This window comes from Nocardia sp. NPDC059764, assembly GCF_042732555.1.
In the GTDB taxonomy this organism is placed as follows: Bacteria; Actinomycetota; Actinomycetes; order Mycobacteriales; family Mycobacteriaceae; genus Nocardia.
On record NZ_JBHWHH010000054.1, the window covers coordinates 14,305 to 35,356 of the forward strand.

Consider the following 21,052-nt stretch of genomic DNA (forward strand, 5'->3'; position numbering starts at 1 on the left):
TTTCGTGAAGCGTCCCCGGCCCGGGTGAGCCGCCCGGTTCCGAGTATCTGTGCGGCCCGGGGCGCTGCTCCGGAATCGAGTGTCCTGGCGCCCGCCGGTGCCGCCGGCCGCTTGCGAATGCCGATGTGGCACACCGATGTCACCGATACGCCCCGGGGGCGGCCGGGCCGGGGTAGGCGGGGGTGGTGGGTCCGGTGTGGGTGAGGGCGGCCAGCACCTGATCCGGGTGGATGTGTTCGGGCGTGACCTCGGTGAGCTGGACCCGGGCGGCGGAGGCGGCCGATTCCAGTTGCGACAGTGAGGCTTCCGCGATGGCGAGACGGCCGTCGGGCCGCATGACCGCGTCGGTGAAGCCCTGCGCGGCCAGCGAGGTGGCCAGCGCGATCGGGCTGGAGGCCTTGACCAGCAGCCGGTCCGGGTGGCTGCGGCGCAGCCGGGCGGGACTGCCCTGGTAGGCGATGCGGCCGCGGTCCATGACGATGAGCTCGTCGGCGATGGGCAGCACGGTGCTCAAGGTGCGCGAGGTGAGCAGCACGGTGCCGCCGCGGCGGGCGTGGCCGCGCAGATGGTCGTTGAGCCAGGCGGTTTCGCCGATGTCGAGCCCGGTGGCCGGATCGTCGAGCACCAGCAGCGGGGGATCGCCGAGCAGGGCGACGGCCAGCGCCAGCCGGGTCCGCATGCTCTCGGTGAGTCCGCCGATCCGTTCGTCGGCGGCGTCGAGGAGCCGCACCAGCCGCAGCAGTTCCTCGGCCCGTTCGTCGGAGACGCCCGCGGCCGCGGCGTACACGCGCAGCTGGGCGAACACCCGCCGCGCGGGGTCGAGCCCGCGCGGGGTGAGCATCGCGCCGACCGCCCGCCGCCCGGCCCGCGCCCCGGAACCGGGCCCGCCCACACGGGCGGTGCCGGAGGTGGGGGCGAGCAGTCCGAGCAGCATGCGCAGCACCGTGGACTTGCCGGCGCCGTGCGGTCCCACCAGCGCGGCCACCGTCCCGGCGGGCACCACGAAGCTGACGTCGTCGACGGCGGTGATGCTGTCGAAGGTCTTGGTCAGCCCGCCGGCGGCGAAGGCGAGGGGCCGGGCGCTCACTGCTGCTTGTTCCAGGCCGGCGCGTTCAGGGCGGTCAGCGGGTCGGCGTCGACGATCATGGGCTGCGGCCAGTTCAGCGGCGGCGCGCCGAAGGCGTTGCGGGCATTGTCGACGGTGCGGCGGCCCAGCGCCCGGTTGCCGAATCCGCCGATGGCCGCGCCGATTCCGGCCGGGATCACCTTGCCGACCATGAGCGCTCCGCGCTTGGCGATGAACTGCACCATGAACCGCTTGAGCAGCGAGTCGTTCATGGAGCTCAGGCCGGGGATCTTGGCGGCCATCAGGCCACCCCAGTTCTTGGCCGACACGCCGACGCTCTTCTGCATGATCTCCATGCCGCTCTCCCCGAGCACCACGGCCAGCACCAGGGCGCGGCGGCGTTCCTTGTCATCGGGCGCGATGCCGTGCACTGCGGCCACGGCCAGGGTGAACACCGCGGACGCCTCCAGGAAGAACGCGGTCTCCGCGCTCATGGCGGCCACCGACGCGACGGTTCCGACGCCGGGCACGGCCGCGGTCGCGCCGACCGCGGTGCCGGAGGCGGTGACGGTGTTCAGATACAGCTTCTCGAAACGCGCGATGATCTGCCCGGGTGTCTCGTCCGGATGATCGGCCCGCAGCTTGGCGACGTATTTCGCGACCGCCGGGGCCTGCACCTGGGACCCGTTGTCGAGCAGCGAAACGACCGCCTTTTCGAATCCGCCCTTGAACATCGGCAACCCCTTACTTCCGTGCGGTCCTCTCCGACCGAAACTCTATGGCACCCCGACAACGATTCGCGAGATAGACCGGTTCCGGATGGGACCATCGCGCGCCGCGCCGGATCGGCCTAGGGTGGACCGGGTGGCAGGCGTGTCCGAAGGCGCGTCGGGTGTGCCCGACCCGCGGCTGAGCGCGTACGTCCTCGACTACGAGGGCTACCTGTTGCACGGCTTCACCCCGGGCACCCATATCGGTATGCCGGGCTCGGCGCTGACGGTGATCATCACCATCGGCGAACCGGTCCACGTCCCCGTCTCCAGTCATCCCGAGCAGGCGGGCGGCCACTGGGACATGCTGGCCAGCGGGCTCACGGTGCGTCCGGCGGTGATCGCGCACAACGGCTTCCAGCACGGCGTGCAGCTGAATCTGACCCCGCTGGGCTGCCGGGCGGTGCTGGGGATGCCCGCCGCGGCGCTCGGCTCGTGGATCGTGGACCTGGCCGATGTGCTCGGGCCGCGCGCCACGGAGCTGCGTGAACGGCTGGCGGAGCCGGTGCCGTGGCCGGAGCGGTTCGCCGTCATCGACGAGATCCTGTTGCGGCACATCGCCCCCGTGCGCTGGGAGGACGAGCTGACCCACGCCTGGGCGCTGCTGTCCGGGCCGGACCCGGCGGTGCGGGTGGCCGAGGTGGCCGACGAGATCGGCTGGAGCCGAAGGCATCTCGGTAGCCGTTTCGGCGCGGAGTTCGGCATCACCCCCAAGGACGCGGTCCGGGTGGCCCGTTTCGAACGTTCGCACCGGCTGCTGCGCGAGCCGGTCACGCCGCCGCTGGCCACGGTGGCTGCCACCGCCGGGTACTACGACCAGGCGCACATGGCCCGCGAGTGGCGGGAGCTGGCGGGCATGCCGCCGTCGGTGTGGCGGGAGAACGAGGAGTTCCCATTCGTCCAAGACCAACCAGGGGCCGAGGTCGGAGGCTAGTGCCATGAGCGAAACCACCAATCCCGTACGGACCGCCACCGTCGTCTGGCCGACCCTGGTCTACCGCGACGCCGCGGCCGCGATCACGTTCCTGGAGGCCGCCTTCGGCTTCGAGACCACCGCCCGCTACGAGTCGGGCGACACCGTCGACCACGCCGAGTTGGCGTGGCCGGGCGGTGGCGCGATCATGCTCGGCGGGGTGCGCGAGGGCATGGCGCTGGACTGCCAGCCGCCCGGTGTCGGCTCGGTGTACATCGCCCTCGACGAGGTCGAAGCGCTGTACGAGCGGGCGCGGGCCGCGGGCGCGACCATCACCCGCGAACTGCGTGACGAAACCGATTACGAATCAAAGGGTTTCACCTGCCGCGACCCCGAAGGCGTCTACTGGAGCTTCGGCACCTATCGGGGCGCGGCGGGGCAGTGAGCGGTCAGACCGCGCCGTGACCGGCGGGCACCCGCTCGGCTTCCACCGGCGGAGGCGGCGGGGTGCCGTCGCCGAACGGCTTGCCGCCCAGGGCTTCCCGGCCGTGCGGGGTCAGCCAGTCGCCGAGTTCGGGGCCCTTGGGCACGACCCGCGTCGGATTGATGTCGGTGTGCACGATGTAGTAGTGCTGCTTGATCTGCACGAAGTCGACGGTGTCGCCGAAGCCGGGGGTCTGGAACAGGTCGCGGGAGTACGCCCACAGCACCGGCATCTCGGTGAGCTTCTGCCGGTTGGTCTTGAAGTGGCCGTGGTACACCGGGTCGAACCGGGCCAGGGTGGTGAACAGCCGCACATCGGCCTCGGTGATGGTGTCGCCCATCAGGTACCGCTGGCCCGCGAGCCGTTCGCTCAGCCAGTCGAGCGCCGTGAACAGCCGGTCGTAGGCGGCGTCGTAGGCCTGCTGGTCGCCCGCGAACCCGCACCGGTACACGCCGTTGTTGACCTCGGTGTAGATGCGGCGCATGACCGGATCCATCTCCGCGCGTAGATCTTCCGGGTACAGGTCGGGCGCGCCGGGCCGGTGGTACTCGGTCCACTCGGTGGAGAAGTCGAGGGTCATCTGCGCGTAGTCGTTGGTGACCACCGCGCCGGTGCGCCCGTCGACGACGGCGGGCACGGTGATGCCGCGCGGGTAGTCGGGGAACCGCTGGAAGTACGCGTCCCGCAGGAAGTGGATGCCGAGTACCGGATCCACCTCGCCCGGATCCAGGTCGAATGTCCAGCTGCGCTTGTCGTGGGTCGGCCCGCACAAGCCGAGGGACAACACCGATTCCAGCCCCAGCAGCCGCCGCACGATCAGCGTGCGATTGGCCCACGGACACGCCCGCGCCGCGACCAGCCGGTACCGGCCCGGCTCGACCGGATACCCGTCCCGCCCGTCCGCGGTGATCCGCGTCTCGATGTAGTTCGTGTCCCGCTTGAATTCGCCGGGCTCGACATAAGTCCCCGGCTCGGATTTCGAGGTGGTCACTGTGCCCATTTTGCCCTCCGCTTCGCTCCGGGCGGGTTCGCGGCCCCGAGGTCTCGATTCTTCCCTCCTCCGCTCCAAGGCGGAGGTCTATCAAGCCGCAGTCCAGAATCGAGCGCTCCGCCTCCCCGCGCTTGGCCGCGAACCATCGGGGTGGTCTGCTGCGGCCGGCACCGCCGATGTTGCGCTTGCCCTTTTGCGAAGGTAAGCGTCCGCATACATTCAGGGCATGACTGACTCGAAGCCCACCCGCCTGGAGCGCATCGTCACCGCCGGCGGCGCGGACGCGGCGATCCTCACCATCGACCATCCGCCGCTGAATCTCTTCGACAAGGCGTTGATGGACACCCTCGTCTCGGATCTCGAGGAGCTGTCGGCCAATCCGCCCCGCGCGCTGCTGATCCGCGCCGACGGCAAGTTGGTGTCGGGCGGCGTGGACGTGCACGTCTTCGACGGGCTGTCGGAGGAGGAGGGGGCGCAGCTGTGGCAGACCCTGTTCGCACGCATCATCCACCCGCTCGAGGCGCTGCCGTGCCCGGTCGTCTTCGCCGCCCACTCGCTGACCCTGACCGCGGCCTTCGAGATGTCGCTGGCCTGCGACATCATCCTGGCTGCCCCCAAGGCCAAGTTCGGTCTGGTGGAGACCGTGGTCGGCCTGACCCCGTCCATGGGCGGTCCGCAGCGGCTGGCCGAGCGGGCCGGTTCGGGCCGGGCCCGCGAGTTCGTCATGACCGGTGACCTCTACGACGCCGCCACCATGGCCGACTGGGGTGTGGTCAATGCCGTGCACGAGGACGTGGACGCCGCCGCCCGGGCGCTGCTGGCCAGCCTCGCCGACGGCCCGACCCGCGCGCACGCGGCCACCAAGACGATCATCGAGGCCTGGCGGTCCGGCGGTGTCGCCCACGCGGATTCGGTGACCCCGGAGGTGTCCGGGCAACTTTTCGGCACCGAGGACCTGAAGGGCGCGGTGCGCAGCTTCCTGGAGGTCGGCCCCGGAAAGGCCACGTACACGGGCAAATAGGCCCGGCCGTTCGGACCGGCTGAGCGCGCTCGGGCGTGTCCAATGACGCCCGGGCGTGTCGAACCGTCTACCTGCGATGGTGTCGGATTGGGGGCGACACGAGACCGCTCGGAGGCCATTTCGGACGCCCGGTCGTGAACGACAGCCCAAATCCGACGTTTCCGCAGGCTCGATTGGGGGAACTGAGGTTTGGCAGGACGCCGATCTGTTTCCGCGGGGTCAAAGCCTGACATCCGTTTGCCGACAATCCGCCCACTCCTGTGATCTGCATCATATAGTCACTCATGCCTGGCATGGCTTCGAGGCACTCGGAGGGACGATGTCGCAGTTACTCGTGGAATTCCCGCACACGCGAAACGGCTGGTGTGACAACCCGCTTGCGCGCGCCGCCGACGGCATCCTGCGCTACGGGAACCTCACCCCCGCCCTGACCGAGCTACTCGACATCCAGGTCCACAATTTCGCTGCCCGCGAGGCTGTCGTCGAGATCGGCGGCCCCCGGCTCACCTACCGCGAGCTCTGGTACTCGGCCTCCCGCATCGCCGGCGGGCTGCAGGAGCACGGCATCGGCTACGGCGACCGGGTCGCGGTCCGCATGCCGGTCGGCGCCCGCTGGGTCCAGGCCTTCCTGGGCGCGCTGCTCTCCGGCGCGGTCCCGGTGCTGGTTCACGACGGCCTCCCGGACGCGCTGGCGGACCGTGTGATTCGCGACGCCTGCGCCGACTTCGTGCTGGACGGCGGCGGCACCGCGGCCGGTTTCGCCGCGGCCCTGCCCGATGGCGCGGCCTTCATCGACGACGGCGCGTCCCTGGGCGAGCTGGCGCTGCTCTCCTACACCAGCCCGAGTCCCGACACGGCCCCGCGCGGGGTGGAGCTGACCAACGAGAACCTGCTCTCCGCAATCCGTTCCGTGGTGGGCGCGCTGGATCTGCCCACCGACGGCCTGCGCAACCTGGTGCTGCTGCCGCTCGCGCACGCCAGCGGGTGCGTGGATCAGCTGCTGCCCACATTCGCGGTCGGCGGCACGGTGGTGCTCACCCCGGACCGGGCCCTGGTGCCGCGGGCGCTGGTGGCCGAACGCATCGACATGGTCGCCGCGACCCCCAGCATCTTCGCCGGACTGCTGCCCGGTCTGGCCGGGCTGCGGGTGGAGCAGGTGCGTCAGGTGTGCAGCGCCGGGCACCGTGCCGAACTGGCCGCGGCCTCCGCCGCCTCCGGCTCGGTCGCCGACACCCTGCGCGAGGTCTTCCCGGCCGCGCGGCAGTGGTCGGTGTGGGGCGCGACCGAGACCTCCGGCATCGGCCTGGCCCGCGACGACACCGCCTTGGACTTCGACGATCACGACAGCGCCCGCGACACCCTCGGATTCGCCTTCGGGGGAACCGAACTGGCGTTGTGGGGCCCGCGCGCGGACGCCGGGTGCGGTGAATTGCTGTGCCGCGGGCCGAATGTGAGCCCGCGCTACTGGAACGACCCGAAGACCACCGAATCGCGCTTCACCGGGCCCTGGTTCCACACCGGGAACCAGGTCAGCATCACCGCCGACGGTCTGGTCCGCCGGGTCGGCTGACCGGCGCGGTCGGGACACGTCGCCGAGCCGCTGCGGCTCAGGTGTCGCGCGGGGGTTCCGGGTGCCGTCGGGGTCAGCCCAACAGGCGGGTGTGCAGGGCGTCGCGGATCTCGACGGTGATGCCGATTTCGGTGAGGTAGCCGTCGAGGCCGCCGTAGAGGGCGTGCATCGAGGTGGTGGCGCACTCCAGGTATTCGGTGCGGACGCCGAGCAGGTCGTCGGAGACCTCCTTGTCGGACTCCGCGGTCATGAACGACCGCAGCACCGGCACCGCGTCATTGCTGAGCAGGTAGTCGGCGAACACGTCGTCCTCGGTGACCCCGACCGCGCGCAGCAGCGTGGCCACCGCCCAGCCGGTGCGGTCCTTGCCGGCGGCGCAATGCACCAGCGCGGTGCCGGCCAGTGTGGAGTCGGCCAGCGACTTGATCGCGAGGTGGGCCTCGGGCAGGGCCGGGAATCGGCGGTAGACCTCGAGCATGTGGGCCTGGGCGGTCGCCTTGTCGCGCGCCTCGTGTGGCGGGGTCTGGCCCATGCGGGAGTCGAAGGGCGTCACCCGCAGTCGCACGCCGTCCGGGATGACGTCGTGTCCGATGTAGTCGATCTCGGCGTGTCCGCGCAGGTCGTGGATATCGGTGACGCCCAGCGTGCGCAGGGTGTCGACACCGGTGTCGTCGATCCGGCTGAGCTGGGCGGACCGCAGCAGGACGCCTTCCTTGACGGTGGATCCACCGATGGTCCGTGCTCCACCCAGATCACGGAAGTTGAAGGTGCCGGAGATCAGGAATTGGTCGTAGCGCGCAGAGGTCACGAGCTCAGGCTATCGGTGAGTGGGACTCGTGGTCGGCGATCGATCGGTGAGCGGGACTCGTTCGCGGCGAATACGGGGCCCGGAAATGCGGTCTCGGGTGTGGGGTCGCGCACACCCGCTATGCGTGTCGCGCATACCTCAATAAAATACCGATTGGTCCAAACAGCGGCTTTACCTGGCGATCGTTCAATTTGATCATTCCCAATCGATCGCGGGCCCGTTTCAATCAGGTAACAAAACAATCCTGAGGTACGTATTGGGCTATCAAAGCTGGTCGCAAGGCCAGTAAACGACGTAACATCGGTACCCGTTGAACGGGTACGCCGGGGTACAGGCCGGTGATCGATGCTGATCTGCAACCCGTTGAGCGAGCCGCGCAGGCGAGGTGCGCGAGTCTTTTCGCCAAAGGGAGTCGTCGTTGAGCGCAAGTGGAGAAATCACCCAGGTCGGACTTCGTCCGGCTATGACCGAGGCCATCGAGGCCGCGGCCGGGTCGCTCGATTTCAGCGGTAATCGTGCGCTTCGAGTTCTGTTGCACGCGGGGGTCAGCACGCTGTGGCCGATCCTGAAATCCTCACCCGACCGGCAGTTGCGGGCCTACGAGTCGACCCTGTCGGTGCTGCGGCGGCGCTGGGAGAACCAGACCGGCTGCGTGCCGGATCCGATCGCCACCGCCATGTTCCGGGAACTGGACGCCGACGTGACCGAGTTCTTGGACCTGTGCGCCCGCCGGTCGGGCACCCAGTGGCTGGAACCGGTCGACGCCATCGCCGCCTACCTGCTGGCAGTCATCCAGGGCATGGTGTTGCGCTGGCTGGCGGACTGCAATGACGAGATCTCGCTGGTCGTGCTGGACGACCTGGTCTCGTACCTGTCCACCAAGGCCGTCGACCTCTGAGGATTCGCCCCGTCGGATTCGCCCCAACTTTGTGCTGGACGAGTGACCAGGTTCGTGGTCGAATGATCTGGTGACCGATTCGTCGCCGATCAGCGGGCTGCACGCGGCCACCGCCGACCTGGAACCACCGCTGGCCGCGGTCGACCTCACCGCCCTGCGCGCCAATGCCGCCGATCTGGTGCGCCGCGCCCGCGGCGTGCCGATCCGGGTGGCCAGTAAATCCGTGCGCTGCCGCGCGGTGCTCGAGGAAGTGCTGGGCGACAAGCTCACCGCGTCCGGCGGCTTCGCCGGGATCATGGGTTACTCACTGCGCGAAGCGATCTGGCTGGTCCGCGAGGGCGCGCGCGACGTGCTGCTCGGCTATCCCACCGTCGACCGGCACGCGCTGGCCGAACTCGCCGCCGATCCGCTGCTGCTCGACTCCATCACCCTCATGGTCGACGACACCGACCAGCTGGACTTCATCCGCGCCGCCGTCGGCGAGAAGACCGCTCCCCGTGTGTGTCTGGATGTCGACGCCTCCCTGCGCATCGGGCCGCTGCACCTGGGCGTGCGCCGCTCCCCGATCCGCACCCCCGATCAGGCCGCGAAGCTGGCGACCGAAACCCGTTCCCGCGGTTTCCGGCTCGTCGGCGTGATGACCTACGAGGCCCAGATCGCGGGGCTGCCCGACACCAATCCGGCTGTGCGCCTGGTGAAGTGGGCCTCCGCCGCGGAGATCGGCAAGCGCCGCCGCCAGGTGCTGGACGCGGTGCGGTCGGTGGCCGGTGAACTGGAGCTGGTCAACAGCGGCGGCACCGGGTCCATCGAGGTCTCCATCACCGACCCGGGCGTCACCGAGGTGACCGCGGGTTCGGGCCTGTACCTGCCGACCCTGTTCGACGGCTACCGCAATCTCGCTCCGCGTCCGTCCATGTACTTCGCGGCTCCCGTGCTGCGCCGTCCCGCGCCGGGGATCGCCACCGTGTTCTCCGGCGGCTACATCGCCTCCGGTCCCACCGGTGCGTCGCGGGTGCCGAAACCGGTGTGGCCCTTGGGCTTGAAGCTGATCGGCACCGAGGGCGCGGGCGAGGTGCAGACCCCGCTGACAGGCGCCGACGGGCTGCGGATCGGTGATCGCGTCTGGTTCCGGCACGCCAAGGCGGGCGAGCTGTGCGAGCGGTTCAACGAGGTCCACCTCGTCGACGCCGACGGCGGCCGCACCACGGTGCCGACGTACCGCGGCGAAGGCCACAACTTCGGCTGATGGCACGTGCGGCGCCGAGTTCCGGCTGTCGGGGGGAACTCGGTGCCGCGCCGTCAGACCCGGTCGAGTTGCAGGACCGCGGCCAGGTCCGACAGTTCGGCGGTGGTGGCCGGGAGGAATTCGGTCAGTAGCGGTGAGCGCACGATGATCGCCGACCACATGGCCCGCGAGATGGCGCTGGTCAGCCAGTGTCGCGACAGCAGCGCGCCGATGCCGTGCGGCGCGTCCTCGGGCGCGGAGGTGGTCATGGAGACCAGCACCACCGCCGCCTCGCGACCCTGGAAGTGGTCGGGCGTTCCGACCAGCACGTCCTCGATCTTGGCCCGCGACAACAGGGTTCGGATGCGCGCCACCTGCGCGTGATACGGGGCCACCACCAGGATGTCGTGCGGGTGCAGGCGGCGGGTGACCGCTCCGGTGTGCCAGGGCAGGCCGAGCAGTGTCCGCACCTGGCGCACGATCTCGCGCGCCTCCTCGGCGGATTCGGTGCCGTTGCCGTGATGCTCCACCGCGACCGTGCGCACCCCGGGCGGGATGCCATCGAGTTCGCGTGCCAGGGTGACGGTTTCGTTCGAGCGCAGCCGATTGTCGTAGCGCAGCCGCGACACCGGCCCGCACATGCGCGGATGCATGCGCCAGGTGCGGTCCAGGAAGTAGCCGTAGGCGGCGGGCAGGGTGCGGTGCGCGCCGAGCAGCCGGCCCAGCACGGATTCGGCGATGGGCTCGGGATGGGTGCCGTGCGCGGTGGCCGGCGCGGGGTCGCCGACCAGCAGCAGGTTGCGCGCGCACACCGCCACCGCGGCCGCCTCGGCCAGCGGGAACTTCCCGGCGTCCACGATGACCAGCAGGTCCAGGCTGGCGCGCGCGATGCGTTCGGGATCGGTGAAGTCGCCCGAGAGTCCGCCCACCACACAGCCGTTCACGGCATTGTCGAGAAAGCGCGGATAGCGGGACGCCTCGATGGGCAGCCATTCCGGGGCCACCGCGCGGCTGTCGGCCTTGGCCACCAGCTCCGGGAGCACGCCCACCTCGACGACGGCGTCGAGCAGATGCTCGACCGCCCGGTGCGTGCGCGCCACCACCCCGACCCGCCACTTGTGGCGGATGACGAGGCGTTCCACGGCGCGCGCGGTGGTGACGGTCTTGCCGGTGCCGGGCGGACCCTGCACGGCCGCATAGGAATTGTCGAGGTCCAGCACGGCCGCGGTGACGGCGGCGGCCTGGTCGCCGAACACCTCGGGCAGCGTCGCGCGGGTGCGCAGCCGGGGCGGGCGGCGGGCGAGGATGTCGAAGACGGCCGTCTCGGGCACCTGGGGGAGCGCCACCAGCAGCTGATGTGCGGTGTCCTCCAAGGCTTCCGCGAGACGCGCGTCGGGGCCGGGCGGGCAGGGCGCGATGGCGGTGGGCAGCTCGTCGTAGGGCGCGCAGCCCTCGTGCAGGAACTCGACGACGCGCATCACGTCCTCGAAGCCCGCGTCCAGCGAACAGCCGAGCACGGTGGCGTGCGCGGTGGCGCGCAGCCCGGGGGTGACGGCCATACCGGGCGCGGCGTGGTCGTAGAGGGTCAGCACGGGGGTGCCGGGCGGCGGCGCGTTGCCGGTGCCCAGTCGGCCGGTGAGGGTCAGGTACCGGCGCAGGGGCCGCTGTCCGGTGCCGTGCCAGTCGGTGTCGACCGAGCCGGAGTCGGCGACGAGTACGCCCGCGGTGTCGGCCCATTCGTCCACGGGGTGGTCGAGGCGGTCGTCGTGGGCCCAGCGCAGCGGGCGGCGTTCGCGCCGGTGATAGCCCAGCGCGGCCGCGGTCAGTCCGGCCGCCTCCTGGGCCGGGCCGCGTCGCGCGCCCGAGCTCTCGGCGAATTCCCGCAGCGCGGCCTCGACGTCGTCGGGTCCGGTCTCGGCGTAGTCGTAGGCCCAGCGGCGGCTCGGCCGCACCCGGTGTTCGGCGGCCAGCTCCAGCAGCCAATCCCGCAGGCGCAGGACCGCTTCGGCGCCGTGCCCGCTCTCCTCTTGATTGGGCGGCAGCTGGTGCAGGTCGTAGGACCGCTCGCCGACCACCAGCGCGGCCCGCACCACCGGGTACAGGTCGACCAGCGCGGGCAGCAGCTCCGCCACGGCGTCCTCGGCCTCGGAGTCGCGTTCCCCGACGGTGTCGAGCACCTCGCGCAGATCGCCGCGGTAGTGGTGGATCCGCAGCTCCGGGAATTCGCGCTGCCGCTCCATCAGGAACTCCAGCAGCTCGTCCGCGTCGTCCCGCCGCCGGGTGCGCGACACCCCGCCGTTCCGCTCGCCGGCTCGAATCACGAAGGTGCGCTCCGTTTTCGGCAGCGCAGGCGCGGGCACGAAGCCCAGGTCGATGGTGCTCACGCCGGGCATCGGCCCGCGTTCGGCGGTGGCCACGCGATCGCAGACGGTCCCGGGGGCCGTCGCGCCGGGCGTTCTGGGACCGAAACTCAGTGCTACCGGAGGGATTTCCGCGTTGCCGAGCCCGGCGGCGGCGCGCTCCGGCTCGCACGGGTGTTCAGCGGTATCGGCCCGGGTGTCACGGGGGCCGTCGGCGCGGTGGGAGCGGGCGTTCGCGGGATCGGAGTCGCCGATCGCCGCGGCGAAACCCACGTGAACGATCAAATCACCTGCGGTACGGCATATCCCGGCCCGAGGTCGGGCTGTTCCGCGGGCGCTGACCATGGGGCCGCCAGTGCCGTCGGGTCCCGGCGGCGCGGTGACGCTGACGAACAGATCGCCCGGGGCGGGGGCGGCCAGCGCGGCGAGGGCGGCCGGCTCGACGAGGCCGTGCACGGGGCGGCCGGTGCGTTCGCGCAGGATCTGGACCTCGGCCTGGCGACGCAGCGCGGTGAGCGTGGCGGCGGGGATGCCGGTGACCGTGGAGTCGGCGACAGCGAGCCGGTCCACGGTGGTGATGCCGGCGTCGCGCAGGTGGGCGCGGGTGGCCGGGCGCATGCCCGCGACCAGCAGCAGGTCCCGGCGGGCCTCGAGTTCGGCGGTGCAGGTGGGGCAGTGGCCGCAGGCCAGGAAGCGCCGATCGCCCCACTGCACGGGAAGTAGTTCGCCGAGCTTGGATTCCACGATGAGGTTCAGCCGCGCGCGCCGGGCCTGGTAGACCACCGCCATGTCCGCGAGCCGATGGGTGACCGGGACCCCGTTCTCCCACACCAGCGCGTGCGAGGCGGCCCGGAAGCCGTTGTGCCGCAGGGCTTCCGACGCCGCGGCCAGCCCGAGCAGGGTGGCGACGCCGCCGCGGCGTCCGGCGACGCCGGTCACGATGTAGTCGTGGCCCTCGGGTGCGTGGTCGCGGACGAGGAATTCGCAGCGCGCCGCGAGGTCGCCGTCGAACAGGACGGCCCCGGCGACCGCTTCGGCCTCGCCGCGCAGTGCCGCGGCGGTCTGCTCGTGCGCGACCCGCAGCCCGGCCAGCGCCTCGTCCTGCGTGTGCTCGGGCGTCGTGGCCGCGGTGTCGCGGCGTAGCGCGCAGGGATGGTCGTCGGGTAGGCCCGCGAGCGGGTCGGCGTCCGGAGGCGTGAGGGCGGCCACGCCGAGGGTGGCCGCGGCGGCCGGCGATAGGCGGATGCGGGTGACGGCGTCGCCGTGGCGGTCGCGGAGGTCGGCGAGGCGGTGTTCGACGGCCGCGTCCGGGCCGGGGGTGAGCGTGCCGCGCGACGGGTACTCGGCCGGGGTCACCAGTCCCAGTTCGGCGTCGAGCGCGCGCAGCAGCGCGAACTCACAACGCGCCGCCGCCACCAGGTCTCCGGTGCTGCACACGACACGATCACCGAACAGCATCAACCGCGGCCCTCCTGTGCCATTGCTCCGCCCGCCCGGCCGGGATCGTCACGTGCCGAGTCGGCCATAGCGTAATGACTGCGGGCGGTGTGATGTGCCGCCAGGTGGGGCCCGCGCGCCGGGGCGTCCCGGTCGGCAGCCGCCCACGTCAGCGCGCGTTTGCGGGCGGTGTTGGGAGACAACGCGACTCGTGCGCGGTGCGGTGGCCGGAGTCGGCTCAACGCCCGGTCGGACGCCAGAAATCACCCCGCCATTTCGGCGTGTCGCCCGGCGGGCGGGACCGGGTCGCCCGTCCGGTCCGGCCGCCGGGACCGGCCTCGGGCCGGGAAACCGGGCCGACCGTTCGGTCCCTGCGTTAATTACTGACCAGTTGCCTGTTCGGAGCGCCCCCATAGCCGCGTCCGGTCTGTCACAATCTGCCGATGCTCTACCTCGCGGGCGCTCGCGGCCGTCTTCACTACCGACGATGGCGGCTCGACCGTGCGCAGGCCGTCCTGGCTCTGCTGCCCGGGATCGGCCAGCACAGCGCGCACTACCATCGGTTTGCCCGGGCGCTCGCCGCCCACGGAATCGAACTCTGGGCCCTGGACACCTCGGGCCACGGTCTCAGCGAAGGAGACCCGGAGCGGCCCGGCAATATTCACGAACTGGCCGCCGACGCGCGGGTGTTCCTGGATCAGGTGCACGAGCACTCCGACTCCACGCCCTTCCTGATGGGTCACTCGCTGGGCGCGGCCACCGCGCTGGCGGTGTTGCGGGACGCCGAACCCCGGGACTTCTCCGGTCTGGTGCTGTCCGGTACGCCGCAGGCGGTGCTGGAGGGCCGGTCGCCGAAGTCCGCCCGCGGCAGCGCGGTGGCGAATCGTGGCCGGGCCCAAGCCGTTTCCGGCGGGAGTTCGGCCGAGGCCCGCTCCCGGGCCGCGGCGGCCACGGCCAGCGAATCGGATTGGCCGGGCCCCCGGCTGCCCGAGGGCCTGCCGGTGCTGATCGTGCACGGCGCGGACGATCGGCGCGCGCCGATCGATCCGGTCCGGGCCTGGTCCGAGCAGGTCGGGGCGCGCTTCCTCACCTACCCGGACACCGGCCACGATCTGCTGCACGAGCGCGCGCACGCGGCGGTCACCGCCGAGGTGGTCGATTTCGTGCACGCCCGCTCGCTGGTCTGACGGCGGTCACCGTTCCGGGTCGCGGGTGGCGGCGGGCCGCAGCAGCCGCACCACCTCCGCGTCGGTGAGCTGGTGGAAGTCGCGATACGCGCCGCCCACGCCGCCGAGATTGCGCGGCACCATCGGGCACACCACCTCATCGGCGATGGCCCGGATCCGCTGCAGCGCTTCGGCCGAGGACACCGGCACGGCCACGACCACCCGCCGGGGCTTGTGTTTGCGTGCGATCTCGCATCCGGCGGCCACGGTCGCGCCGGTGGCCATGCCGTCGTCGACGATCACCACGGTCCGGTCGGTCATGTCGATCGGCGGCCCCTCGCGCAGCACCCGGCGCCGCCGTTCCAGCTCGGCGCGTTCGACGTGCTCGATGTCGATCACCTGCTCCGGGGACACGCCCGTGTGCCGCATGATGTCGTGATTGAGGACCCGCACCCGGTCCTCGCCGATGGCCCCCATGGCCAGTTCCGGCTGCCACGGCACCCCGAGCTTGCGGACCAGCAGCACATCCAGGTCCCCGCCGATCGCCTCGTGCACCGCCGCCGCCACCGGAACCCCGCCGCGAGGCAGTCCCAGCACCAGCGGATCCGCCGCGCGCAGGTGCCCGAGCACCTCACCCAGCGCGCGCCCGGCGGCCCCGCGATCCGGATAGATCATCGGTATTCAGTCTAGTTGCGTGAGCCTCGGCTGACCGGGGCTCATTCGCCGCGGATGGTGTACCGGCGCAGCGCCAGGCTGGGGTTGGTGGACCGGACCTCGCCCAGGTGCGCCAGGTCGACGCGGGCGGTGGCGATGCCCGGTTGGTCGCCGAGTTCGGCCAGTACCGCGCCGGTGGGGGCGATGATCATGGAGGCGCCGGAGCCGCGCGGCGCGGCCTGGTCGGCGGCGGCCACGTACATGGTGTTCTCGATGGCCCGGGCCCGCAGCAGGGTGGTCCACTGATCGACCTTGCCGGGGCCGGGAATCCACTGCGCGGGCAGCAGCAGGGTGTGCGCGCCGGCGGCGGCCAGGCGGCGAATGCCCTCGGGAAAGCGCAGATCGAAGCAGGTCTGCATGCCGAACACGACGCCGTCGACGGTGAAGGTCTGGGACTGGTCGAGCGGGCCGGGGATGAGCAGGTCGGATTCGCGGGAGCCGAAAGCGTCGTACAGATGAACTTTTCGGTACACCGCGGCGAACTCGGCGTCGGGGGAGGCGGCGACGAGCGTGTTGTAGATGTGCCCGGCGGGCTGGTCCGGGCCCCCGGCCTCGACCACGCCGGCGACCACGTGCACGCCGAATTCGGCTGCCACGCCACGCAATCCGGTGACGAAATCTCCGGTGAGCGGCTCCGCGGCGGCCAGCACCCGCTCGTCGAGGCGCTTGGTGGCGAACATCGCGTACTCAGGGGCCACCACCACCGTCGCTCCGAGTTCGCTGGCCGCTTTGACCTCGGCGCGCAGGGCGGTGAGATTGGCCACGGTGTCGGTGTGCGGATCGAACTGCACCACCGCCACGTCCACCGACCCCGCGGGCGCGGTGCCGGCCTGCTGCCGGGCCGCGGCGCCGGGCTCGGGGTCGGCCGTCGCCACGGCTCCCGAGCTGGCCGCATCGGGCGAGGCCAGGGTCCCGGCGACGTAGTTGTGGACGGGAGCGGCTTCGGTATTTCCGAGTCCGGAAACCGGACTCGAGGGCGTCGGGAGGACGGGCGCGGGCGGGTTGTCCGGTTGCACGACCCCCAGGGTATTCACCCGATGGTCAGGCCCGCAGCTAGCAGGCAGTAAAATCCATGGCAATGAGCACCTCACCGGCCGACAGCGTTCCCACTGACGACGAGAGGGACGTTTCCGGCCCGTCCTTCGCCGATCTCGGGCTCGATGACCGCATTCTGCGGGCCATCGCCGATGTCGGCTACGAATCGCCGTCGCCCATCCAGGCGGCGACGATTCCGCCGCTGCTGGACGGCCATGACGTGGTGGGTCTCGCCCAGACCGGTACCGGTAAGACGGCGGCGTTCGCCATCCCGGTGCTGCAGGGCATGCACGGGGCGGGCAAGGCGCCGAAGGCGCTGGTGCTGGCCCCGACTCGTGAGCTGGCGATCCAGGTAGCGGAGGCGTTCGGCCGGTACGCCACCCATATGCCCGGAACGCATGTGCTGCCGATCTACGGTGGTCAGAACTACGCGGTGCAGCTGTCGGGGCTGCGGCGCGGCGCCCAGGTGGTGGTCGGCACCCCGGGTCGCGTCATCGATCACCTCGAGCGCGGCACGCTCGACCTGTCGGAGCTGCAGTACCTGGTGCTCGACGAGGCCGACGAGATGCTCAAGATGGGCTTCCAGGAGGACGTCGAGCGCATTCTGCGGGACACGCCCGAGGAGAAGCAGGTCGCCCTGTTCTCGGCCACCATGCCGACGGTGATCCGCAAGATCTCCAAGCAGTACCTGAAGGATCCGGTCGAGATCACGGTCAAGACCAAGACCTCCACCAACACCAACATCACCCAGCGCTGGGTGCAGGTGTCGCATCAGCGCAAGCTGGACGCGCTGACCCGCATCCTCGAGGTGGAGCCTTTCGAGGCCATCATCATGTTCGTGCGCACCAAGCAGGCCACCGAGGAGCTGGCCGAGAAGTTGCGCGCGCGTGGGTATTCCGCCGCGGCCATCAACGGTGACATCGCGCAGGCGCAGCGTGAGCGGACCATCGGCCAGCTCAAGTCGGGCGTGCTCGACATCCTGGTCGCCACCGACGTCGCCGCCCGCGGCCTGGACGTGGAACGCATCTCGCACGTCGTCAACTACGACATCCCGCACGACACCGAGTCCTACGTGCACCGCATCGGCCGTACCGGTCGCGCCGGCCGCACCGGCACCGCCCTGCTGTTCGTGGCCCCGCGCGAGCGCCGGCTGCTCGACGCCATCGAGCGCGCCACCCGCCAGCAGGTCACCGAGATGCAGCTGCCCAGCGTCGAGGACGTCAACGCGCAGCGCGTCACCAAGTTCCACGACGCCATCACCGACAACCTGGCCTCGGACAACCTGCCGTTGTTCCGCAAGCTCATCGAGGACTACGAGCGCGAGCACAACATCCCGCTGGTGGACATCGCGGCGGCGCTGGCGGTCGGCGGCCACGACGGTGACAACTTCTTCATGGAGCCCGACCCGGAGCCCGCCCCGCGCGAGCGCCGTGAGCGTGCCCCCCGCACCTTCGACGACCGCGAGCGCGGCCCCCGCGAACGCCGGGAGCCCAGCGGTCCGTCCCGGCACCGTCAGACCGGCGCGGAACTGGTCACCTACCGGATCTCGGTCGGCAAGCGCCACAAGGTCGCGCCGGGCGCGATCGTCGGCGCCATCGCCAACGAGGGCGGCCTGCGCCGCAGCGACTTCGGGCACATCAGCATCCGCCCGGACCACTCGCTGGTGGAGCTGCCCGCCGACCTGTCCAACGAAACGCTGAACGCGTTGAGCCGCACCCGGATCAGCGGTCAGCTCATCGAGCTCACCCTGGACGGCGGCCCGCCCGGCGGGCGCTCGATGAGCCGCGCCCCGCGCCGCGAGGGCAAGCGCCCCGACCAGCACCGCCGCAAGCCGCGCTTCTGAACCGACTGCTCGAAACGATCAACGCCCGGATCCCTTGGGGATCCGGGCGTTTGCGTTCAGCCTCGATTCTTCGAGCAACCAGCGGATCGGGGGTGATGTAGGTCGTCTGTGGTCGTAAGCTCGTCGTCGCTTGCCCGTGGAGCTGTCAGGGGCCCGGTAGCAGACTGGCGCTTCATCTGGGAACTGGTGAGGCCCTCCCCGGCCCGGTGACCTGCGGTTGAAGGTGTTGCTTTCCTTGCCCGCAGACAACGCGATGCAGCATGCCCGCAACCGGATACGGGATATGACCGGCCGGAACTGGGCGTGCTGCGGGCAGAGCGCATCGTGGGAAGTGAACCGCTTCCTCCTGGGTTGGGCCGGGCACTTCCGATGCGGGAACTCGTCTCAGCGCTTCGACAAGATCAGGAGCTATGCGTTGCTGCGGATCGCTTCGAAGGTGGCTTCTACCAGCAACTTTCAAGAAGTTCAGACTGGGCTGTTGACTTTCCTCGTCGCTTAAGTCGCGCTATGTGCAGCGCTACAGTTGCGCCTTCACCCCGAATCTTCCGGGAATCATCACTCCAACACCAGGTTCCACTCTCATCCGGTGTTGACCCGAGATCCGCTGCCCCGGCACGAACTTCGCCGACACCGCGCCCTTCTCGAACCTCTGCGGCACGCCCCCCCCGAAAACCCTTCGCAGGTACAACGCGGGTTCAGATCAAGCGGCGAAGCCTCGGTCCTGATCTGAGGCGTTCGGCTCGCACCGAAATGTAGCCGCCCCACCCACAACTTCAGCTTCCGCGTGAAGGCCCAATCCCGGGTTCGGGATTGGGCCTTTGTCATGCCCATACGAAAGGCGCGAGATCTCATGTCGATCTCCCTGTTCGGGTCGCCCGAACCGCCGCCCTGGGTAGCCGAACGAGCCGCGGCGTGGGACCGGATGACCGCGAACTACCGGGCTGCCCCGCCCGGGCCCGCCCCCCGGGTTCACAACATCACCGTCACCTCCCCCGAAGACGCCGTCCGCAAGTTCGACCGCATCATGCGCGCCAAGGAACTCACCCAGTACAAATTCAGGCCGAGATCTCGCCACGCAACACGACACGGGCCATGGCACACGCAGGCCGTCCAGAGGGCGAGCCGAACGGTGGTGGCGCAAATCCGGAGAGACCCTTAGGTCCTCCACCCAAGATCCGAGCCGACAGCTCCCCTGGCACTTCTGGGCGCACCGCCAGCTCCTTATCTGCCAGCGGAGGGGATCGCGGCACCGGAAGTACTAACCACAAAGGGCCCGCTCAACACGGCGACAAGAATCCTGGTGTCCGCGAGGCGCTGGAAGATTTGCCCGAATATCAAAGCTCGGGCACGCGCAAAAAGACCTATGGGTACTTGCTGGATGCGGACGGTCGTAAGATTCCCTATCCTTATCAAGAGTCGGGTGGTCTCATAATCAGTGGAAAAGAAGGGTCTTGGAAAAAGGCGGTCGAACTGATTCAGAATATGCCATTCTGGCAAAGGTTTGGAAAAACAACACCCAATTTTGCGTCGGATGTCGAGCCGAAAGCTGCGATTGCTGCACTTGAAAGTGGTCATAAATTTGTGACCATTGTCATCAACAACACCAATGGCCCATGTCGTGGCTGCATGGAGACTCTGCCGTACCTGGTGGATCCAAAGGGTACGATCGATGTCGTATGGCCAGGTGGGTCCATATCATTCCGTGGATCCAAATTGCCGCCTGAAAACTAAGGAGATTCGTGGGCGACATCCTCTTCGAAACTGCATACCTGCCAGAGCATAGAGACTCTCCAATCATTCCGGCATCAGGGGAGGAACTTGCGGCGGTCATCGATCAAATGAAAGCCAATGGGCGAACCGATTGTAACTATCTGACAATATTTGCTATCGACACGGATCGATCTCATATCGCTCACATCGGCGTCGGAGTTGACGTCGGAAATGATGTTGGAAGTATCTACTTCGTGGGCGCCGAAGGGGCCTTCTTTAGCAAAGGGCGGCAAGTCTCTCGCGAACCGCTTGTATACTTCGAATTCGGTAATCCGCGATTCTTTGCCCCTGATTCCGGAATTGGATTATCCGATCTTAAGATCGCGTTAACACGCTTGTATCAAGGCGGCGGAGTGAAGCCAGGCAACGTGGAATGGCAGGATTGGTTCGACGCCGAACCTGAGTAGTGTCGGGGACGTGGCAAGATCATCCAGCCGATCGCTGTCGTGAACCAACCACGTTCGGGCTCCCGGAATCGGCCTCCATTCTTTTCGATGGCCCGGGCGAAGAATACTTCAGTAACGTGCGCGAGTGGCAGGAAGGGCTGCTATCGTACCGAAACTTCGGCAACGAAATATACTTCCCTGGGGATTCTGAAATTAGTTTGTCGGCAGCGAAGGGTGCATTGGTTGAGTTCTTCGACAATCTCATTTCAGAGACCAAATAACATTCAGTGGCAAGACTGGCTGGAAGAGTTCGCCTATTGTATAGCTGAACGGTATTCACTTCCAGTGAAAACCTTGAATCACGTCCTATTCGGTGAGGTCAAGGGGGTTGAATCTCAGGGATAGCACGTTTCTCGACCGGAGTATGCCTGACCGAAAAATCATCCCTTGCATCGAGGAGTTGAATGCTGATGACGCAATTGGCGGCTCCGTAACCATGTGCGATTCAAAGGGGAAGTGGTTCACGAAAGGAAGTGTCGGGCATACCTTATTTCTCCACGAGACATGAAACGGCATCCTTTCATCCGGATGCCCT

Annotated in this window: 18 protein-coding genes; 11 read left to right on the forward strand and 7 right to left on the reverse strand. The window is 69.3% G+C overall.

Annotated elements, in window-relative coordinates:
• Window positions 1–139: 139 nt before the first annotated feature.
• Both ACFV4K_RS14695 and ACFV4K_RS14700 read right to left on the reverse strand, forming a co-directional pair.
• Window positions 140–1,087, reverse strand: a complete 948-nt coding sequence (locus ACFV4K_RS14695) for an ABC transporter ATP-binding protein (RefSeq protein ID WP_379275111.1) — start codon at window positions 1,085–1,087, stop codon at window positions 140–142.
• The gene (locus ACFV4K_RS14700) at window positions 1,084–1,800 is read right to left on the reverse strand and encodes a hypothetical protein (RefSeq protein WP_379275112.1); all 717 of its coding nucleotides are present in this window, start codon (window positions 1,798–1,800) and stop codon (window positions 1,084–1,086) included. Before ACFV4K_RS14700 ends, ACFV4K_RS14695 begins: the two co-directional genes overlap by 4 nt.
• A 130-nt stretch (window positions 1,801–1,930) precedes the next feature.
• On the opposite strand from ACFV4K_RS14700, the gene ACFV4K_RS14705 reads away from it, so the two are divergent.
• Window positions 1,931–2,770, forward strand: a complete 840-nt coding sequence (locus tag ACFV4K_RS14705; RefSeq protein WP_379275114.1) for a helix-turn-helix domain-containing protein — start codon at window positions 1,931–1,933, stop codon at window positions 2,768–2,770.
• 4 nt (window positions 2,771–2,774) lie between these two features.
• Window positions 2,775–3,194, forward strand: a complete 420-nt coding sequence (locus tag ACFV4K_RS14710; RefSeq protein ID WP_379275116.1) for a VOC family protein — start codon at window positions 2,775–2,777, stop codon at window positions 3,192–3,194.
• A gap of 4 nt (window positions 3,195–3,198) precedes the next feature.
• On the opposite strand, the gene ACFV4K_RS14715 is transcribed toward ACFV4K_RS14710, so the two are convergent.
• A complete protein-coding gene (locus tag ACFV4K_RS14715) occupies window positions 3,199–4,233 on the reverse strand; it encodes a glutathione S-transferase family protein (protein ID WP_379275118.1) in 1,035 nt (344 codons plus the stop codon).
• Between the two features lie 217 nt (window positions 4,234–4,450).
• Here ACFV4K_RS14715 and ACFV4K_RS14720 point away from each other — a divergent pair, with 217 nt between their 5' ends.
• Together ACFV4K_RS14720 and ACFV4K_RS14725 are read left to right on the forward strand one after the other, a co-directional pair.
• Window positions 4,451–5,245 carry an enoyl-CoA hydratase/isomerase family protein gene (locus ACFV4K_RS14720; protein ID WP_379275120.1) on the forward strand — a complete coding sequence of 265 codons (795 nt, stop codon included), beginning with the start codon at window positions 4,451–4,453 and terminating at the stop codon, window positions 5,243–5,245.
• A 319-nt stretch (window positions 5,246–5,564) separates the two neighbouring features.
• Window positions 5,565–6,815, forward strand: a complete 1,251-nt coding sequence (locus tag ACFV4K_RS14725) for a class I adenylate-forming enzyme family protein (protein ID WP_379275122.1) — start codon at window positions 5,565–5,567, stop codon at window positions 6,813–6,815.
• A 73-nt stretch (window positions 6,816–6,888) separates the two neighbouring features.
• On the opposite strand, the gene ACFV4K_RS14730 is transcribed toward ACFV4K_RS14725, so the two are convergent.
• A complete protein-coding gene (locus ACFV4K_RS14730; protein ID WP_379275124.1) occupies window positions 6,889–7,623 on the reverse strand; it encodes a tyrosine-protein phosphatase in 735 nt (244 codons plus the stop codon).
• A 418-nt stretch (window positions 7,624–8,041) separates the two neighbouring features.
• Between ACFV4K_RS14730 and ACFV4K_RS14735 the strand changes: the two genes are divergently transcribed.
• Together ACFV4K_RS14735 and ACFV4K_RS14740 are read left to right on the forward strand one after the other, a co-directional pair.
• Window positions 8,042–8,521: a TetR family transcriptional regulator gene (locus ACFV4K_RS14735; RefSeq protein WP_379275125.1), complete on the forward strand. Its 480-nt coding sequence runs from the start codon at window positions 8,042–8,044 to the stop codon at window positions 8,519–8,521.
• Window positions 8,522–8,591: 70 nt separating this feature from the next.
• Window positions 8,592–9,767 (forward strand): amino acid deaminase/aldolase, encoded by a 1,176-nt coding sequence (locus ACFV4K_RS14740; protein WP_379275127.1) that lies wholly within the window; start codon window positions 8,592–8,594, stop codon window positions 9,765–9,767.
• A gap of 53 nt (window positions 9,768–9,820) precedes the next feature.
• Here the strand turns inward: ACFV4K_RS14740 and ACFV4K_RS14745 are convergent, their stop codons facing one another.
• Window positions 9,821–13,564 (reverse strand): AAA domain-containing protein, encoded by a 3,744-nt coding sequence (locus ACFV4K_RS14745; RefSeq protein ID WP_379275128.1) that lies wholly within the window; start codon window positions 13,562–13,564, stop codon window positions 9,821–9,823.
• Window positions 13,565–13,986: 422 nt separating this feature from the next.
• On the opposite strand from ACFV4K_RS14745, the gene ACFV4K_RS14750 reads away from it, so the two are divergent.
• Window positions 13,987–14,730, forward strand: coding sequence for an alpha/beta hydrolase (locus ACFV4K_RS14750; protein WP_379275130.1), 744 nt, complete (start codon window positions 13,987–13,989; stop codon window positions 14,728–14,730).
• 6 nt (window positions 14,731–14,736) lie between these two features.
• On the opposite strand, the gene ACFV4K_RS14755 is transcribed toward ACFV4K_RS14750, so the two are convergent.
• Both ACFV4K_RS14755 and ACFV4K_RS14760 read right to left on the reverse strand, forming a co-directional pair.
• On the reverse strand, window positions 14,737–15,384 hold the full coding sequence (locus ACFV4K_RS14755; protein ID WP_379275132.1) for a phosphoribosyltransferase: 648 nt from the start codon (window positions 15,382–15,384) through the stop codon (window positions 14,737–14,739).
• Between the two features lie 41 nt (window positions 15,385–15,425).
• A complete protein-coding gene (locus ACFV4K_RS14760; RefSeq protein ID WP_379275149.1) occupies window positions 15,426–16,229 on the reverse strand; it encodes a carbon-nitrogen hydrolase family protein in 804 nt (267 codons plus the stop codon).
• Window positions 16,230–16,501: 272 nt separating this feature from the next.
• Between ACFV4K_RS14760 and ACFV4K_RS14765 the strand changes: the two genes are divergently transcribed.
• From ACFV4K_RS14765 to ACFV4K_RS14780, 4 genes are all read left to right on the forward strand, one after another.
• A complete protein-coding gene (locus ACFV4K_RS14765; RefSeq protein ID WP_379275133.1) occupies window positions 16,502–18,301 on the forward strand; it encodes a DEAD/DEAH box helicase in 1,800 nt (599 codons plus the stop codon).
• A 253-nt stretch (window positions 18,302–18,554) separates the two neighbouring features.
• Entirely contained in the window at window positions 18,555–18,800 is a 246-nt protein-coding gene (locus tag ACFV4K_RS14770; protein WP_379275150.1) for a group II intron maturase-specific domain-containing protein, read from the forward strand.
• 593 nt (window positions 18,801–19,393) lie between these two features.
• Window positions 19,394–20,032 (forward strand): DddA-like double-stranded DNA deaminase toxin, encoded by a 639-nt coding sequence (locus ACFV4K_RS14775; protein ID WP_379275135.1) that lies wholly within the window; start codon window positions 19,394–19,396, stop codon window positions 20,030–20,032.
• Window positions 20,033–20,040: 8 nt separating this feature from the next.
• A complete protein-coding gene (locus tag ACFV4K_RS14780) occupies window positions 20,041–20,478 on the forward strand; it encodes an Imm1 family immunity protein (protein ID WP_379275137.1) in 438 nt (145 codons plus the stop codon).
• Window positions 20,479–21,052 lie beyond the last annotated feature (574 nt).